Source organism: Streptomyces sp. NBC_00986 (assembly GCF_045162565.1).
GTDB lineage: Bacteria > Actinomycetota > Actinomycetes > Streptomycetales > Streptomycetaceae > Streptomyces.
Genome location: NZ_CP108733.1, coordinates 7511631 through 7528405, shown reverse-complemented (window position 1 = coordinate 7528405; position 16775 = coordinate 7511631). Strand labels below are relative to the sequence as shown.

The window sequence follows — 16775 nt, the reverse complement described above, 5'->3', positions numbered from 1 at the left end:
CTCCCGTCACACCAGGGGTGGTTGTGCGTCCACCGCGCTGACCTGCGGTTCAAGGACTCAGCAGAGGATCCAGCCCGAGCTGACCGAGCCGCTGCCCACCGCGCCCTTCACCAGGACGCACCGGTGACCGGCGTGCACGGTGACCGGGCCGGCCCGGCGCGTGTACCGGCCCCTGTCCACGACCGGGCGGTTGCCGCGGGCCTGCACGCTGACCGACATCGTGCGCTTGGCGCCGGGGTTCTTGGGGGCGGTGTACGCGCAGACGTACCCGCCCCGCCGGAAGACGTGGACGGTACCGGTGGAGAAGGGAAGCGTCGCGGCCTTGCGCCCCGGGCAGACCGCGGCCGCCTGGGCGGTGCCGGGAGCCGCGAGCGCGAGCAGCCCGGACGTGCTGAGCACAGCCATGCCGAGCGCCACCCGCCGTCGAAGCGCACCCATGTCCACAGTCATCCCTCCCGCACAGCACAGCAGCCGAACAGCGTACTGATGTACGGACGCAAGACGTATGTCGCATGGTTGCGCGACCCTCAGCTGGGCGCCGCGACCGGCTCCTCCGTCTCGGGCGCCCCGACGAAGGTGCGCCACAACTCGGCGTAGTACCCGTCCAGCGCGAGCAGCTCGTCGTGCGTGCCGTCCTCGACGACCCGGCCGTGATCCATCACCACGACCCGGTCCGCGCGGGCCGCGGTCGTCAGGCGGTGGGCCACGACGAGGGTGGTGCGGCGGCCTGCGAGGCGGTCGGTGGCCTGGTTGACCTGGGCTTCCGTGGCCAGGTCCAGGGCTGCTGTGGCCTCGTCGAGGAGGAGGATGTCGGGGTCGACGAGTTCCGCGCGGGCCAGGGCGATCAGCTGGCGCTGGCCCGCCGAGAGGTTGCGGCCGCGCTCGGCGACCTCGTGGAGGTAGCCGCCGTCGAGCGTGGCGATCATCTCGTGGGCGCCGACCGCACGGGATGCCGCCTCCACCTCGGCGTCGGTGGCGTCGGGGCGGCCGTAGGCGATGGCGTCGCGGACGGTGCCCTGGAAGAGGTACGCCTCCTGGGGGACGACCCCGAGGTGGTGGCGGTACGACGTGATGTCGAGGGCGCGGAGGTCGGTGCCGTCGACCGTGACCCGGCCGCCGGTCGGGTCGTAGAAGCGGGCGACCAGTTTCACGAGCGTCGACTTGCCCGCGCCGGTCTCGCCGACGAAGGCGACCGTCTGTCCGGCGGGGATGCTCAACTGCACGCCCCCGATGGCCTCTTCGTCGTCGCCGTACGCGAAGTGCACGTCCTCGAAGGCGATTTCGCCGCGGAGGGAGAGGACTTCGAGCGGTTCGTCGGCGGCTCGGGTGGACGTCGGTTCCTGGAGCAACTCCTGGATGCGGCCCAGGGAGACGGTCGCCTGCTGGTAGCCGTCGAAGACCTGGGAGAGCTGCTGGACCGGGGCGAAGAACAGGTCGATGTAGAGGAGGTACGCGACCAACGCGCCTGTCGTCAGCGTCGCGTCGTCCACCCGGCCCGCGCCCGCGATCAGTACGGACGCCGCCGCCACCGACGACAGCAGTTGTACGAAGGGGAAGTAGATCGAGATCAGCCACTGGCCCCGGGTGCGGGCCTCGCGGTAGCTGCTGCTGCGCTCGGCGAAGCGTCGGCTGCCGTCCTTCTCGCGCCGGAACGCCTGCACGATCCGCAGCCCGGACACCGACTCCTGGAGGTCGGCGTTGACCAACGACACACGCTCACGGGCGAGTTCGTACGCCTTCACGCTCGCCCGGCGGAAGAAGAAGGTCGCGATGACCAACGGAGGCAGGGTCGCGAACACGACCAGTGCCAGCTGCACGTCGATCACCAGCAGGGCGACCATGATGCCGAAGAAGGTGACGACCGAGACGAAGGCCGTGACCAGGCCTGTCTGCAGGAACGACGACAGCGCGTCGACGTCCGTCGTCATCCTCGTCATGATCCGGCCCGTCAACTCCCGCTCGTAGTAGTCGAGTCCGAGACGCTGGAGCTGGGCGAAGATCTTGAGGCGGAGGGTGTAGAGGACCCGTTCGCCGGTACGGCCCGTCATGCGGGTCTCGCCGCGCTGGGCCGCCCACTGCACAACTACCGCGAGCAGGGCCAGGATCGACGCCGACCAGACCGCGCCGACCGCCATCTTGGTGACGCCCTGGTCGATGCCGTGCCGGATCATGATCGGCAGCAGCAGGCTCATGCCCGCGTCCACGGCGACCAGGCCGAGGCTGATCAGCAGCGGGGCGCCGAAACCGCGCAGCAGCCTGCGCAGGCCGTACGAGTCCTCGGCGCGGACCGCGCCCGCCTCGTCGATGTCGGGGACGTCGGTCGCCGGGGGCAACGCGTCGACCTGGGCGAGGAGTTCGGGCGTGGCGGGCATCCCGGACAGCGCGGTGTCCTTGGGCTCGCGGTCGCCGGTCCACAGCCGGGGCGTGAGTCCGCGCTCGGCGTCGAACTCCGCGTCCAACTCGTCGCGTACGGAGGTGTCTTCGGCCGGTTCCGCGGCGGGCAGGGCGTGGCCGGGCGATACGCCGCCGAGTTCGTCGGGGTCGGTGAGGAGGCGGCGGTAGAGGGGTGAGCGCTGCTGGAGTTCGTCGTGCGTGCCGATGTCGGCGAGGCGGCCCCCGTCGAGGACGGCGATGCGATCGGCGAGGTTGAGGGTGGAGCGGCGGTGCGCGATGAGGAGAGTTGTGCGGCCCTCCATGACCTGTTTCAACGCCTCGTGGATCTCGTGCTCGACGCGCGCGTCCACCGCCGAGGTCGCGTCGTCCAGGACCAGCAGGCGCGGGTCGGTGAGGATCGCGCGGGCGAGGGCGACGCGCTGGCGCTGGCCGCCGGAGAGGGTGAGGCCCTGCTCGCCGACCGTCGTGTCGTAGCCGTCGGGGAGTTCCGCGATGAACCGGTCGGCCTGCGCGGCGCGGGAGGCGGTGAGGATCTGCTCGTCGGTCGCATCGGGGCGGCCGTAGGCGATGTTGTTGCGGACCGTGTCCGAGAAGAGGAAGGAGTCCTCGGGGACCAGGCCGATCGCGGCGCGCAGCGAGTCGAGGGTGAGTTCGCGGACGTCGTGGCCGCCGATGAGGACCGCGCCGTGGGTGACGTCGTAGAAGCGCGGGAGGAGGAGGGAGACCGTGGATTTTCCGGAGCCGGAGGAGCCGACGACCGCGAGGGTCTCGCCGGGGCGGATCTCGAAGGTGAGGCCGTTGAGGACGGGGCGCTCGTGGTCGTAGCCGAAGGAGACGTCGTCGAACTCGACCGTGGCCGGGGCGTCGGCGGGGAGTTCCTTGGTGCCGTTCGTCATCGAGGGCTCGGTGTCGATGAGTTCCAGGACGCGTTCGGTACTGGCGCGGGCCTGCTGGCCGACCGTGAGGACCATCGCCAACATGCGGACCGGGCCGACGAGTTGGGCGAGGTAGGTGGAGAACGCGACGAACGTGCCGAGCGTGATGTGCCCGCGCACCGCGAGCCAGCCGCCCAGCGCCAGCATCGCGACCTGGCCGAGGGCGGGGACGGCCTGGAGGGCGGGGGTGTACTTGGCGTTCTGGCGGATCGTGCGGAGGCGGCCCGCGTAGAGCCGGCGGCCGACCTCGCGGAGCTTGCCCGTCTCCTGGTCCTCCTGGCCGAAGCCCTTCACCACGCGTACGCCGCTCACGGCGCCGTCGACGACACCGGCCACGGCGGCGGCCTGGGCCTGCGCGTACCAGGTGGAGGGGTGCAGCTTGCTGCGGCTGCGGCGGGCGATGAAGCCGAGGGCGGGGGCGACCGCCAGGGCTATCAGGGTCAGGGGGAGGGACAGCCAGGCCATGATCGCGAGGGAGATCACGAAGAGCAGGACGTTCCCGATGGTCATCGGGAGCATGAAGAGGAGGCCCTGGATCAGCTGGAGGTCGCTGGTCGCGCGGCCGACGACCTGGCCGGTGGACAGTTCGTCCTGGCGGCGGCCGTCGAGGCGGGTGATCGTGCCGTACATCTCGGTGCGGAGGTCGTGCTGAACGTCCAGGGCGAGGCGGCCGCCGTAGTAGCGGCGGATGTACGTCGAGACGTAGACAAGGATCGCGGCGACGATCAGGGCGGCGGCCCAGGGGGCCATGGTGCGGGTGTGGCCGGTGATCACGTCGTCGATGATCACCTTGGTGACCAGGGGGACCAGGGCCATGACCGCCATGCCCGCCAGGGAGGCGCCGAGGGCGAGTATGACGTCCTTGGGGTAGCGCCAGGCGTATGCGGCGAGCCTTCTTGCCCAGCCCTGTGTTTCCCCCTGTTTCGCTGCCACGCGGTGCCTTCCGTTCGCCCCTGATCAGCTGGTCTTACGGAAGGCACCAACGTGAAACGGAGCGGATTTCATCCCTCCGCAACAAACCGTCGGCAGGCGAGGCCGTCAGACACGTACCCGGAGGTAGTAGAAACGGGTCGTCTGGACCGCGTTCTGGTTGTCGTCGCTCACCAGCAGCACCTTGTAGCGGCCCTTCTCCTTCCCCGTGATCACCATGCCCTCGATGTTGTCGAGGAGGGGGTTCGGCTGGGGCTGCTTCGCCGTGGCGCCCAGGGACGGGCAGTCGGCGATGTCCGCGAGGAGGGTCTTCTTGATCAGGCGGACTCCGGGCTGGCCGGTGAGGGTGTCGATCTTGCTGGTGTCCGTCGCGTGGCGGGGGTCGGCCAGGTAGAGGCGGACCGTGTTGCCTACGCCGCTGGTGAAGCCGCGTTCCAGGACGAGGAGGCGGCCGTCGGGGAGTGCCTGCACCTCGGGGACGCCGAGGAAGGAGGCGTCCGGCTTGTACGCGTACTGCGCGGCCAGTTTGAAGTGGTCGCCCTTGGTCCGGGTCCAGGTCTGGAAGCGGACGTCGCCCGAGGTGTCCCCGGCGATCGGGCCCTCCATCGACGCGAGCAGCGTGTGGCCGCCGGGCAGCAGGGTCAGGCCCTCGAAGGTCAGGTTCGAGACGGCCCGCCCGGCCGGGGCGACCAGCAGCGAGGACGGAACCGGGAGGCGGTCGAGGATCTTGCCGTCGCGGGAGTAGCGGCGGATCGACGGCTCGGTCTCGGAGGTGATCAGGCGCGTGCCGTCGCGGTCGATGGCGAGGCCCTCGGAGTCGAGCGCGGCGCCGTTCTCGTCGGCGAGCGGGACGACGCGCTTCGGCTGGAGGGTCTTCGCGTTCAGGTCGAACAGCGAGGAACGGTCCTCCAGGGCGGCGATCGAGCCGTCCTTGTCCACGGCGAGCGCGGAGAAGTTGCCGACGAAGGTGCCGTCGTACGTCGTCTTGTCGAGCGCGTCCGAGAAGCGGTCGATCGAGACGGAGGACGAACAGGCGTTGGTGGTAAGGGAGTTGGTGGTGCCGGTCGTGCCGGTCGTGCTGACGGCGGTCGCGGGCCCGGCGGCGGTGAGGCAGGTGGCCGCCGCCAGGCCGGCGGTCGCGGTCGCTATTACGGTTCTCAGGCGCATGGGCGTCACCGTAGGACGGGTGGATGACGTGCGGGAGACCGCGCAGTAAAGCGATGCCCTTGAGCAGGGGCTTTGGGCGATCGGGCAGGGGCCGGCTCTACGCGAGGTCCTTGTGGATCGCCTTCGCTACACCCTGGATCGTGGTGATGCCGTAGCTCATCGTGCTGTTGTCCTGGGTGAGCACGGACATCATGTAGTCGTGGCCGCCGCCGTTGAAGGTACCCAGGCTGTGGACGCGCCAGCCGTGCGTGGAGCGCTGCAGCCAGCCGTTCTTGACGTGCACGGTGACCGTGGAGGGGGCGCCGGACGGGGTGCCCCAGCGCTGGCTGGAGATGACCTGGTTCATCAACTTCAGGATGTACGCACGGGAGTTGTCGCTCAGCACCGTGTTCTTGGCGGTGACCAGCTTGAGCAGCTTCTGCTCGTCGGTGACCGTCTCCTGGGTCAGACCCCAGTAGTTGTTCGCGCCCGGCTTGGTCTGGGTCATGCCGGCGGCGGACAGGAAGCCCTTGATCTTCGTCAGGCCCAGCTGCCTCCACAGGGTGGAGGTCGCGTCGTTGTCCGACTTGGTGATCATGGCCTTGGTGAGCGTCGTCTCGCGCGACGTCAGCAGGCGGTTGTGCTTCTTCGCGTCCCACAGCAGCGTGGCGAGGACGGTGACCTTGACCGTGCTGGCCGAGTCGTAGGCGCTCGTCGCCCGCAGGGTGCAGGTGGTCTTGGTGGTGCGGTCGTAGAGGCCTACGGCGACGGTTCCCTTACGGGTCGCGAGGGCCGCGGTGATGTCCTTCTTCAGCTTGGCGGCGAGGCCCGCCTTGGCCGACGTACAGCTGACCGTCGGGGTGGCCGCGGCAGCGGGCGTCGCGGCGGCCAGCACGGGTATGAGGAGGCCGGCGCCCACGCCGACGGCCACCGTTCTGGCTCGGCGGGATGTCCAAAGAGACTGAGTCATGCATGAGTTGACTCACAGGAAGGCGTGAAAGGTTGTACGGGTTGGAGAACGGTTGTGCGACGCATTACCCCTCCCTTTGCGAATTCACAGCCGGCCGCCAGGTTCGGCACAGCCGTCACCCACCCTGCTTTCGCACGATGCGTGGGTGACATCTGCCACCGATCCACACCCCCACACCGAACCCGCGTCCGCCGACTGGCCGCCGCCGGCCCCACCCGCCGACGCGCCGCCCGAGAAGGCGCCCCGCTGGTCGCTGCCCGCGCTGATCGCCGTCATGGTCCTGGCCGCGGTGCTGTACTCCTGGAACCTCTCCGGCTCCAGCCTCAACAGCTTCTACAGCAGCGCGATCTACAGCGGCACGCAGAGCTGGAAGGCCTGGTTCTTCGGCTCGCTGGACGCCGGCAACTTCATCACGGTCGACAAGCCCCCCTTCTCGCTGATGGTGATGGGCCTGTCGTGCCGGATCTTCGGCTTCGGCACCTGGCAGATGATGCTGCCGGAGGTCGCCGCCGCGCTCGGCACGATCTGGATCCTGCACACCTCCGTGAAGCGGTACTTCGGCCACGTGGCCGCGGCGATCGCGGCGCTGGTCCTCGCCCTCACCCCCATCACGGTCGCCATCAACCGTGACAACAACCCCGACACGATCCTCGTCCTGCTGATGGTGGCGGGCGCGGCCCTCGGTCTGCGCGCCGTGCGCACCGAGCGACTGCTGCCGCTGATCGGCTCCGCGGTCTGCTTCGGCTTCGCGTTCAACACCAAGCTCCTCCAGGGCTACATCGCCCTGCCCGCCGTCTTCGCCGTGTACCTGTTCGCGTCGAAGCTCGGCTGGAAGAAGAAGGTCGTCCAACTCGCCCTGGCCACGGTCGCGTTGGCCGTCTCCAGCTTCTGGTGGGCCACGGCCGTCTCCCTCGTCCCCGCCTCCGACCGCCCCTACATCGGCGGCTCGACGGACGGCACGGCCTGGGACCTGATCATGGGCTACGACGGCTTCGGCCGCGTGTTCGGCGGCGAGGGCAACGGCGGCGGAGGCGGGGGTGGTGGCGGAGGCGGCGGTACGTTCGCCGGCACCGCGGGCCTCGGCCGGATGTTCAACGACATCCTCGGCGGCCAGATCTCCTGGCTGCTCCCCTTCTCGGCCATCGCCCTGATCGCCGGCCTGACCCTGGTCGGCCGCGCCCCGCGCACCGACCCGACACGCGCCGCGCTGGTCATGTGGGGCGGCTGGACCCTGCTGCACTACGTCACGTTCAGCATGGCCCAGGGCACGATGCACCCGTACTACACGACCGCGCTCGCGCCGGGCATCGCGGCCCTGTGCGGTGGCGGCGGCGTGATGTTGTGGCGCGCGTTCCGTGGCGGTGACGCCCGCTGGTCGTGGGTCCTGCCGGCCGGTCTCGGGGTCACCGGGATCTGGGCGATCGTGGTGCTGCGCCGGGCCTCCGGCTGGAACACCTGGCTGTGGCCGACGATCGGTGTGCTGATGGTCCTCGCGATCGTGGGCCTGTTCGTCTTCCGCTCCGGCAACCGGACCCGGCTCCTCACCGCGTCCATCGCGGCGGCGATCATCGCGGCCCTGGCCGGTCCGACGGCGTACGCCGTGACCCCTGCCGCGTCCAGCGGTACGGGCGGCGGCATGGGCGGCACCAATCCGACGGCCGGTCCGTCGACCGGCGGCGGCATGGGCGGCCCCGGTGGGGGCGGCGGCGGTCGTGGCGGGTTCGGCGGCGGCCAGGGCGGTCCCGGCGAGATGACCGGCGGCACCCAGCAGGGCGGCGGCACGGCGAGCGGCGAGATGCCGGGCGGCGGCACGGCTCCCGGCGGGATGACCCCGGGTGGCGGCGGCACGGGTGAGATACCGCAGGGCGGCGGGGCTCCGAGTGGGGCGCCGACCGGCGGCACGGCCGGTGGTCAACAGGGCGGTACCACCGGGGAGTTCCCCGGCGGCGGTACGGCTCCTGGCGGCACCGGCACGGGTACGGCTCCCGGCGGCACCGGTACGCGCGGCGGCTTCGGCGGCGGGGGCGGCATGGGCGGCACCACGTCCAGCGCGCTCGTCTCGTACCTGGAGAAGCACCAGGACGGCGCCAAGTGGCTGCTCGCGGTGTCCAATTCGCAGAGCGCGGGCCAGCTGATCCTCAGCACCCACAAGCCCGTCATCTCCATGTGGGGCTTCACCGGCTCCGACAAGGCGATGACCCTCGCCAAGCTCAAGGAGCTGGTGAAGAAGGGCGAGTTGCACTACATCCAGCTCGGCGGCGGCGGGATGGGCGGCAACAGCACCCTGAACACCGAGATCACCGCGTGGGTGCAGAAGAACGCGACGGCGGTGAAGGAGAGCGCGTACGACAAGAGCGCGGCGGCGACGGAGAGTTCGGAGTCCTCGAAGACTTCGGAGTCCGGCTCCACTTCTTCGACCTCTTCGACCGCTACGACCAACACGTCGACGCTGTACCGGCTGGACCCGTCGGACGTGAAGTGACGACACCGACGTAGCCGAACGGCCAACTGCCCCCGACCACAAGGTCGGGGGCAGTTTTGGCATGCCAACCCGCCCCGTCACGCTGTCAACTCGCGTAGACACAGGGCAAATTGTCGCTTCAGGTCACCGGATCGACACGTCCCGTTTATTTACTCGACCGCATGAACATGTCACGCTCCCGTTTGCCGCCCCATTCAACCCGCGTAGATGGGACACTCTTTATGTTGGCGACTCGCATGCACCGCTGGAAATCGGTGGCGCTGGCCACCGTGGCCGTCCTGGTCGGCCTCACCGCCCCGACCCTGACCGCGACCCCGGCGTCGGCCACGACCACGGCGTACGACGCGACGTACTACAAGAACGCGGTCGGCAAGACGGGCACCAGCCTCAAGTCCTCGCTGCACACGATCATCAGCACCAACGTCACGAAGATCTCGTACGCGGCGGTCTGGAACGCCCTCATGGCCACCGACCAGGACCCGAACAACAGCAACAACGTGATCCTGCTGTACAGCGGTGTCTCCCGCGCCAAGTCCCTCAACGGCGGCGACGTCGGCGACTGGAACCGCGAGCACACCTGGGCCAAGTCCCACGGCGACTTCGGCGAGGTGACCGGTCCCGGCACCGACCTGCACCACCTGCGTCCCGCGGACGTCCAGGTCAACAGCATCCGCGGCAACCTGGACTTCGACAACGGCGGCAGCGCGGTCACCAACGGCGGCGGCAGCACCGTCGACTCCGACTCCTTCGCGCCGCGCGCGGCGGACCGGGGCGACGTGGCCCGCATGATCCTCTACATGGCCGTGCGCTACGAGGGCGACGACGGCTTCGCCGACCTGGAGCCCAACGAGAAGGTCAACAACGGCAGCAACCCCTACATGGGCAAGCTCTCCGTCCTCAAGGCCTGGAGCGCGGCGGACCCGCCGAGCGCCTTCGAGGAGAAGCGCAACCAGGTCATCTACGACACCTACCAGCACAACCGCAACCCGTTCATCGACCACCCGGAGTGGGTCGAGGCGATCTGGTAGGTCTGCGTGCCGGGTTGGGCTCCTTGCGATCTGCGGGGAGCCCAATCATTGTCGAGAGCCTCAGCCAACTGAAAGGCTACCAAGCGGAGTTGACCGGAGCTTACTTGCGGCCGAACCTGTGGGTATCAAGCTGAGGGCAACAAGTCGGCTGGCCCAGCCTAAACGCCGGCGAGTGAGCGGCCCGGCCGCACACTCAGAACCCGCCTCTCGGCCGCCCCGCGCATCGGGGTCAACCAGCGCCGATCTCAGCCCGGATCAAGATCCACGACCACGGTACGAGTCTCATCCGCGATGCGCAGTCCACCCCAAGGAGGTTCAAGGCTGAAAACAACGCCTTTCTCCTCTGCGAGCCCTTAGCCAGCGGCCTTCAGGACCAGCCTCGGAGGATGAATACCTGCTGTAGTGATGCGGTTGGACTGCACGAGACAGCCGATCATCTCAAGTGTTCGGTCGTAGGCTTCGTCTCGGCGACTATTATAGAGGGCACCCGCGAGTGCAGGAATATCGTCAGTTGTAATCTCGATACCCTGAGCGAGAAGGAAGCAGAGAAGCTCACCATCGAGCACCAGCTTCCATTTAGGGGACAGCTCGTCGACTTGACGGTCGCCTTGCAGCAGGAGATTCTGCACGAGTTCGCCACGACTTATGAAAACTGGCGCCATACTTGCCAGATTAGAAATGAAAGTACGAACCCTTGCCCACGGAAACGGCTTGTTCGTTTTGACCAGTTCGGACGCTTTATGATCGCGGACATACGAGACAGCATCGCGAATCAAGAAAGCAGCGGAACATTCCCCGGCCTGCGCGAGTTTATCAATCTCCTCGTATACCGCCCACCGAACCTCTTGAAATGGCCCCAGGCTCGCTTTCCTCAAAGTCGTGATGAACTGGTCAGAACGAGATTCACCTTCAGCTATTGCAGCAGATGGGGGCACGGACTGCGCATAGCTAGTGCCACTCTCTTTTTCTGCTACGTAAGCTAGACCTCGCTCCGTAAGCTCAATAAAGTTATTGCCATCCCCCAACAGGCTCTCCCTGTGAGCGACAAGCCCCCTTTCCTCCGCGAGCGAGATCAAGACGGACAGAAACCGTGGCCGGGAACTGAATGACCCCGCTGCCTTCTGAAAGCGTGCATCATGAGCTTGCAGCGACTTCCTGAGCTGAGTCATTCGGACAGGAATTTTCGCCCTATTTAGCGCTCGAACCAAGGCATCGACGGCCTCATCGCGAGGCATGAAGTCGTCGTCCCAGGAGTACGACTCCACGGCAGAGCCGTTCCCCGAAGGAGGAGAAAACTGATTAAGGTAAATGTATTCAACATCGCCGAATGCGGCCTCAATAGCCTCCGCAACCTTTTTGACGGCCGGACGGAAAGAGGCAACAGCTACCGCGGTTTCAGCTTGCCTGAATTCGGTGATCGCCCTGAGAACATGAGCACTCACCTGAGAATCTTCTGATCCCCCGCCTGCTTCCAGTGACGTAAAATCAATACCAGGAGCCTTCGGCTCTTCTTGGGATGACAAGAGCAGAACTTCGAGCGTGTCATCACTCTGTTGCGGTCTCGCTTGCAGGAGCCCTTCGAGTACAGGACCCTCGGTCCCGGGATGACACTTAGTGAGATCGGCGATGTAATGCACCCCTGAGACCCCTCCATTGAAGGTTGGGGGCCTCGACCTAAACGGATGCGAGACCCCCAACGTAAGTCATCTGCGGATCAATCCCGCTTGCGAAGCGCCCAAGCTAGGATAGCGCCAGCGAGAAGCGCCCAAGCAAGACTGAAAGTCTGCTCCGGGAACTCCCTCGCGGCCAATACCATCCCAGCGAGCATCGCCGCAAAGAAAAGCACTATGCTTTCGCGGTCCACGTTCGCCCCTAAGGGTTGCTTTTGGGCGACTGGGACTACGACTTTAACTATGACTCTGATTGGGACGTCGACTGCGTTTCGGCCTGCGCTTCGGACGTGGACTGGCGATTGCGACTGAGCAACGGCAAGAGACTCGGACTGTCGGCTCCCTGCGGGAGTGACATAGATCACTATAGCTAGGGACCTCCACCCATACATTAGGTTTCCCCGAGCCCGTTGCCAAGTCGAGATCAGGTAGAAGGAAGCCCCGCCGACAACAGGCCACTGACCGAGCGGGCGCTCTCATCGCTCGTCACAACCCAGGACCCTCCGCAGGCGATATGCCGTTGGCATGAGGTGTGTGCAGGGCGTGAACGATGAGCGTCGGCGGTTCTGTGAGGGCATCCGGCTGATGGCCTCCGCGCGGTTCGCTTGGGCGAGCCGAGTTCGGTGGTCGCGGAGGAGTTACGAGTCAGCGTCCAGTCGGTACAGCAGCGCGGTCCTGAAACAGCGATGGACCGCAGGCCTTGCGTTCGGCGGATTCGGCCTCGCTGCCACAGTCGACCGGGGCCAAGTTCGTAGTACTGGAGCGGGAGTTGACCAAGAGGCCGATCGCACACGGCTCGCCGGATCAGCGATGGACGCTGTCGAGAATCAAGCCCGCGATCGGGGCGCGCTCCACAAGAGCTACACCCTGCAGAGCGTACGCAAGCTGCTGATCCGGCATGGCTTCCCCTGTCCGATCCCGGACAGACGGCCTGTCGAACGTGACGAAGAGCAGGTCACCGACTGGGGAAGGAGACTGGCGCTCGACGCATAGATCTTCTTCGAAGACGAGTCACGCTTCCGCAGCTCGAAGCCGCAAAACTGCGCCTCCGTCAGCTCCGTGACAAAACCAACGGTTCGACCGCGCCAGGTGAAGACACGATCGCCGCCACAAGCGCGCCAGATCGTGCGAGGAACAACGGAGAACCACAATGAAAGCGGCCACGCCCGATGCGACACCAGCCCGGCCATTCATGCAGGTCAATGGTCAAAGCATTCCGGAATGATCACAGCTTCCCAAGCCAATGACACGACAGCTCAGTACAACCGGGGAAGTTCATGCATACCCCGCACCCCCCCATGCCGGGCCAGCAGAGCAGGAAGGAATCCAACACCACACACCCGCGTGAGCCGCCCTCAACCCTCGAAGTCGTACTCCAAGATGTACGACGCCGCATCCAGCACCATGTCGTTCACCTCGACCGGAACTCCCGCCGCGTCAAAGGCAGTTCGGACGACCAGCACCACCGGCACACCGGACGGGAGGGCGAGCCGGTCGGCCTCGTCCGCGCTCGGCATGCGGGAGCGGATCTCCTCGCGGAAGCGGACGGGCCTACGGCCGAGTTCCTCAAGCCTGGCGTACATACCGCCGGGGCCGGTGTCGGGCTGCGTGATCCGCGTACCGGCGACCAGTTCGGCCAGCAGGTACGAGGTGGACAGCAGTACCGGCTTGCCGTCGAGAACGTACCGGCGGCGGCGCACGCAGACCCGTGCCCCGTCGTCACCCAGTCCCAGCACACCCGCGATCACGGTCGGGGCATCCTCCTCGCCCACCTCGACCGAGTCGACGACGAGTTCACGGTTCCCGGCATCGGCCGCCCAGATGGAACGCCCCTCGCCCCACCGCGCGTGCGCGAGGCGTTCGAGCCCGCGCCGCCGAATCGGCTTGAAGTCCCGGACGAAGACGCCGGCGCCCTTGCGCGCCTCGACGAGCCCCTCTGCCTGCAACGCACCGAGCGCCTGCCGAGCGGTCATACGGGCGACACCATGCTCGGCCATGAGGTCGTTCTCACCGGGAAGCCGCTCACCGGGCCCGTACTCCCCGGCCTCGATGGCCGCCCGCAACTGCGCCGCGATGCGCTGGTACTTCGGCTGACGCCCCGTGTCCCCGCCGCTCATCCAGGCCTCTCCTCCGGTCATCTCTAGACATCCTAGGCACCAGCCGCCACACCCTGACAGCCGACCATCGGTCCCCGGCGAGCAAATTCACACATCTCTAGAGATCTATTGACGCGCCCGCGGGCAAGCGGCTTCACTGGACGCGGCTCACATCTCTAGAGATGTGAGCCTGCCAGCAGCCTGCCGTGGAGGTCTTCATGTCAGCCCATACCGCGCCCGCACAGCCCGCAAGGCCCGACATGCGGGAGGCCCAGTGGCAACTCCCGCGCGACCCGCGCAGCGCCGGCCATGCCCGCGCGCTGCTTCGCCTACAGCTCATCGAATGGAAGATCACCGGCGAAGTCACCGACACCGCCGAGCTGTTGCTCTCGGAGCTGGTCACCAACTCCATCCGGCACGCGCGGACTCCGCCCGGCCGCGAGATCGGTCTGCGTTTCGCCACGTACGACCGGCGGCTGCGAGTCGAGGTCGCCGACGCGAGCGACCGTCGGCCGCGACCCCGGGAAGCAGCCCTCGAAGACGAAGGGGGTCGCGGGCTCACCCTCGTGCAGGCGTTGGCGGAACGCTGGGGATGCTGCCCTCGCCCGCACGGCATCGGAAAGGCGACATGGGCGGAACTGTCCCTGCCACGATGAACACACGCAACACAGCGATACGGCCGATACCGTTGAAATCGCCGTACACCGCATCTCGCAGCGCATACGAGGAGATCCCCGTGGCCGACGCCTCCGTTCCCCCGCCGGACCGACCGGCCACGCCGGACGACGCCGTCACGGTGACACTCACCTACACCGGTGACCAGGCCGAAGTACTGCGCACCCTGGCCCTCTTGGAGGGACGTACGCCCGAGGAAGTGGCGCTTGACCACATTGCGCGTGGCGTCCCGCTGGCTTTCTCGTCCTCCTTGGGAGAGGACTCGGAGGCGATGGCCGTTCTGGCGCGGGCGATGTTCGACGGCCCTTCCGACCTGGCCGCTCGATCTGGCGAGGACCTCTTCGAGGAGCGGGGCCGTTGAAGCGTCATCTGTTCGGCGTCGCGGACACGTCGGTCCTCCTCGCCGTCTACAACCGGAAGGACGCCCACCACGAGTCCTCCGTACAGGCCCTCTCCCTGGTCGACCGACTCGTGGTGTCACCGATGGTCCTGGCGGAACTGGACTACCACCTCACGACGAAGATCAGCGGCAAGGCCGCAGCGGACGCCCTGGCCAGCATGCGCGCCTGGGCCAGCACGGATCGGCTCACGCTCGCCACGGTGGGCTGGCCGATCCTGAGCGAGGCCGAGCGTCTGATGCGTACGTACGCGGATCATGACGCCATCGGCATGACCGACGCAGTCAACGCCGTTCTGGCCTGGGCGTTGCCGCAGCCGGTTGTCCTCGCCCTCGACCATCATTACCGGGATGTCATTGCGCCCAGGACCAGGGCCGAGGTTCCGCTGCACGTGCTCCCAGCAGTCGAGTAGCGCGTTTTCCGCCTTGACGCGAACATCCGCAGTACCGCGAGGAGTTCAACCACTCCGATCGAGTCGGGACACCGTTCACCCCCGGCCCAGCAACCGCCGCGCCACCACATGCGTCCCAACCGTGGCCGCCGCGGCGAGCGCCAGCCCCTGTGCCACGTCACGCGGTCGCGCGGGACGCAGGACACCGGCCCGCCGCAGCCGACCTCGCGCCCACAGCGTGAACGGGATGACCACGAGGGGTGAGGTGACCACCCCGGGCGTGTATCCACGGATGGCGGCGGCCTGGCCCAGATGCGCCAGGGCGTGCAGCCCGAATCCGTTGAGGGCCATTTGGTAGAAGCTGGAACGTCCACCGGTACGGTGCCCGTCAGCGGCGGCGATCGCGACCACCCCGCCCATCACGGCGACGGCCGTCGCGAACTCCCGCCCGTCCGTGGCCTCTAGCCGCCGCCACACCCGTTCCGGCACCCGCGGATACCGCTGCCGCAGCCCGGGCACCTGCCCTCGGGCCCAGCCCGGCATCGCGGCCACCTCCTCCAGATCGTGTACCGCCCACGCGGCCAACAGCCCGAAGGTCACACCGACTTCGACCGCCCGGCCGCCCTCGCCCACCTCGTGTCCACCCATGGCGGGAAGTCTGTCAGCGCGCGCGGCGCCGGCACTGGCGAACGTTCGGCCGTTCGGTGGAAACCGGAGTCCTGTCAGTGCTCGTACGCGGACGGCGCCGGTCGGGACGGCATCGTGGCTCCCGTCCCGGCCCACCCCCCGTCCAGGAGGACTTCATGCTCGGCACCGACTTCACCACCGGATCGCCCAACTGGCTCGACCTCGGCAGCCCCGACACCGAGGCGGCGGCCGCTTTCTACGGCGCCGTCCTCGGGTGGCGGTTCGTCTCCGCCGGTCCCGACACGGGTGGATACGGCTTCTTCCAGGTGGACGGGAAGACCGTCGCCGCCCTCGGGCCGCTCACCGAGGAAGGGGCGAACTCCGCCTGGATGCTCCACTTCAAGACCGACGACATCACGGCCACCGTCCAGGCTGTCACGGCAGGCGGCGGGACCGTCCGCATGGAGCCCATGGAGCCCATGGACGTCATGGGCGAGGGCATGCTGGCCCAGGCCACCGACCCGCAGGGCGCCCAGTTCGCGCTCTGGCAACCCGGCAGGACCGCGGGCCTGGAACTCACCTCCGCCCCCAACACCCTGCTCTGGGCGGAGCTGCACGCCCCCGACCCGGAGGCGGACATCGCCTTCTACCAGGGCCTGTTCGGCTGGCGCAGCCAGGACATGTCGGCGCCCGGGATGACGTACCGGGTACTGAGCACGAACGAGGGCGACCAGCAGGAGGCTTCCTTCGGCGGGGTCGCGCCACTGAACGCGGGCGAGGGCGAACTCCCGCGCTGGGTACCGTACTTCCACTCGACGGACGTCGACGCCACGATCACGACGGCCCAGTCCAACGGCGGTTCTGTCCTCATGCCGGCGACGGACGTACCGGAGGTCGGCCGGATGGCTTGGCTCGGGGACCCGTTCGGCGCGGCGTTCGCCCTGCTGACGCCGGATCCGCGGATGTGAGTCCGAAGCCCCGGCACCCCGGGCCGGACAGGGCCCTGGTCCCCTGCACCACAGGGGATCGGAAA

14 protein-coding genes are annotated in these 16775 nt (G+C 67.8%); 7 read left to right on the top strand and 7 right to left on the bottom strand.

Annotated features, from left to right (window positions below):
- Nucleotides 1-57: 57 nt before the first annotated feature.
- From OG504_RS33685 to OG504_RS33670, 4 genes are all read right to left on the bottom strand, one after another.
- On the bottom strand, nucleotides 58-438 hold the full coding sequence (locus OG504_RS33685) for a hypothetical protein (RefSeq protein WP_405993168.1): 381 nt from the start codon (nucleotides 436-438) through the stop codon (nucleotides 58-60).
- Between the two features lie 89 nt (nucleotides 439-527).
- Nucleotides 528-4262, bottom strand: a complete 3735-nt coding sequence (locus OG504_RS33680) for an ABC transporter ATP-binding protein (protein WP_405993167.1) — start codon at nucleotides 4260-4262, stop codon at nucleotides 528-530.
- 105 nt (nucleotides 4263-4367) lie between these two features.
- On the bottom strand, nucleotides 4368-5426 hold the full coding sequence (locus OG504_RS33675; protein ID WP_405993166.1) for an esterase-like activity of phytase family protein: 1059 nt from the start codon (nucleotides 5424-5426) through the stop codon (nucleotides 4368-4370).
- Between the two features lie 97 nt (nucleotides 5427-5523).
- Complete coding sequence (locus OG504_RS33670; protein WP_405993165.1) at nucleotides 5524-6375, bottom strand: serine hydrolase; 852 nt, start codon at nucleotides 6373-6375, stop codon at nucleotides 5524-5526.
- A 145-nt stretch (nucleotides 6376-6520) separates the two neighbouring features.
- On the opposite strand from OG504_RS33670, the gene OG504_RS33665 reads away from it, so the two are divergent.
- Complete coding sequence (locus tag OG504_RS33665; protein WP_405993164.1) at nucleotides 6521-8857, top strand: ArnT family glycosyltransferase; 2337 nt, start codon at nucleotides 6521-6523, stop codon at nucleotides 8855-8857.
- A gap of 221 nt (nucleotides 8858-9078) precedes the next feature.
- Nucleotides 9079-9885, top strand: a complete 807-nt coding sequence (locus OG504_RS33660; protein WP_405993163.1) for an endonuclease I family protein — start codon at nucleotides 9079-9081, stop codon at nucleotides 9883-9885.
- 353 nt (nucleotides 9886-10238) lie between these two features.
- Here the strand turns inward: OG504_RS33660 and OG504_RS33655 are convergent, their stop codons facing one another.
- The gene (locus tag OG504_RS33655) at nucleotides 10239-11522 is read right to left on the bottom strand and encodes a hypothetical protein (protein WP_405993162.1); all 1284 of its coding nucleotides are present in this window, start codon (nucleotides 11520-11522) and stop codon (nucleotides 10239-10241) included.
- An 843-nt stretch (nucleotides 11523-12365) separates the two neighbouring features.
- Between OG504_RS33655 and OG504_RS33650 the strand changes: the two genes are divergently transcribed.
- Entirely contained in the window at nucleotides 12366-12548 is a 183-nt protein-coding gene (locus OG504_RS33650; protein ID WP_405993161.1) for a winged helix-turn-helix domain-containing protein, read from the top strand.
- Between the two features lie 362 nt (nucleotides 12549-12910).
- Here the strand turns inward: OG504_RS33650 and OG504_RS33645 are convergent, their stop codons facing one another.
- Complete coding sequence (locus tag OG504_RS33645; protein WP_405996500.1) at nucleotides 12911-13672, bottom strand: GntR family transcriptional regulator; 762 nt, start codon at nucleotides 13670-13672, stop codon at nucleotides 12911-12913.
- A gap of 197 nt (nucleotides 13673-13869) precedes the next feature.
- On the opposite strand from OG504_RS33645, the gene OG504_RS33640 reads away from it, so the two are divergent.
- The 3 genes from OG504_RS33640 to OG504_RS33630 all read left to right on the top strand — a co-directional run bounded on the left by OG504_RS33640 (nucleotide 13870) and on the right by OG504_RS33630 (nucleotide 15136).
- Complete coding sequence (locus tag OG504_RS33640) at nucleotides 13870-14307, top strand: ATP-binding protein (RefSeq protein WP_405993160.1); 438 nt, start codon at nucleotides 13870-13872, stop codon at nucleotides 14305-14307.
- A gap of 80 nt (nucleotides 14308-14387) precedes the next feature.
- Nucleotides 14388-14687, top strand: a complete 300-nt coding sequence (locus OG504_RS33635; protein ID WP_405993159.1) for a hypothetical protein — start codon at nucleotides 14388-14390, stop codon at nucleotides 14685-14687.
- On the top strand, nucleotides 14684-15136 hold the full coding sequence (locus OG504_RS33630; RefSeq protein ID WP_405993158.1) for a type II toxin-antitoxin system VapC family toxin: 453 nt from the start codon (nucleotides 14684-14686) through the stop codon (nucleotides 15134-15136). The genes OG504_RS33635 and OG504_RS33630 overlap by 4 nt, the downstream gene beginning before the upstream one ends.
- Nucleotides 15137-15211: 75 nt before the next feature.
- On the opposite strand, the gene OG504_RS33625 is transcribed toward OG504_RS33630, so the two are convergent.
- Complete coding sequence (locus OG504_RS33625; RefSeq protein WP_405993157.1) at nucleotides 15212-15763, bottom strand: HXXEE domain-containing protein; 552 nt, start codon at nucleotides 15761-15763, stop codon at nucleotides 15212-15214.
- Nucleotides 15764-15918: 155 nt separating this feature from the next.
- Here OG504_RS33625 and OG504_RS33620 point away from each other — a divergent pair, with 155 nt between their 5' ends.
- Entirely contained in the window at nucleotides 15919-16710 is a 792-nt protein-coding gene (locus tag OG504_RS33620) for a VOC family protein (protein WP_405993156.1), read from the top strand.
- Nucleotides 16711-16775 lie beyond the last annotated feature (65 nt).

Coding starts and splice junctions, on each gene's coding strand:
- OG504_RS33675 (WP_405993166.1), bottom strand. CDS start 5,426: ATGCGCCTGAGAACCGTAATAGCGACCGCGACCGCCGGCCTGGCGGCG.
- OG504_RS33640 (WP_405993160.1), top strand. CDS start 13,870: ATGTCAGCCCATACCGCGCCCGCACAGCCCGCAAGGCCCGACATGCGG.
- OG504_RS33670 (WP_405993165.1), bottom strand. CDS start 6,375: ATGACTCAGTCTCTTTGGACATCCCGCCGAGCCAGAACGGTGGCCGTC.
- OG504_RS33660 (WP_405993163.1), top strand. CDS start 9,079: ATGTTGGCGACTCGCATGCACCGCTGGAAATCGGTGGCGCTGGCCACC.
- OG504_RS33625 (WP_405993157.1), bottom strand. CDS start 15,763: ATGGGTGGACACGAGGTGGGCGAGGGCGGCCGGGCGGTCGAAGTCGGT.
- OG504_RS33645 (WP_405996500.1), bottom strand. CDS start 13,672: ATGAGCGGCGGGGACACGGGGCGTCAGCCGAAGTACCAGCGCATCGCG.
- OG504_RS33620 (WP_405993156.1), top strand. CDS start 15,919: ATGCTCGGCACCGACTTCACCACCGGATCGCCCAACTGGCTCGACCTC.
- OG504_RS33685 (WP_405993168.1), bottom strand. CDS start 438: ATGGGTGCGCTTCGACGGCGGGTGGCGCTCGGCATGGCTGTGCTCAGC.
- OG504_RS33650 (WP_405993161.1), top strand. CDS start 12,366: ATGGACGCTGTCGAGAATCAAGCCCGCGATCGGGGCGCGCTCCACAAG.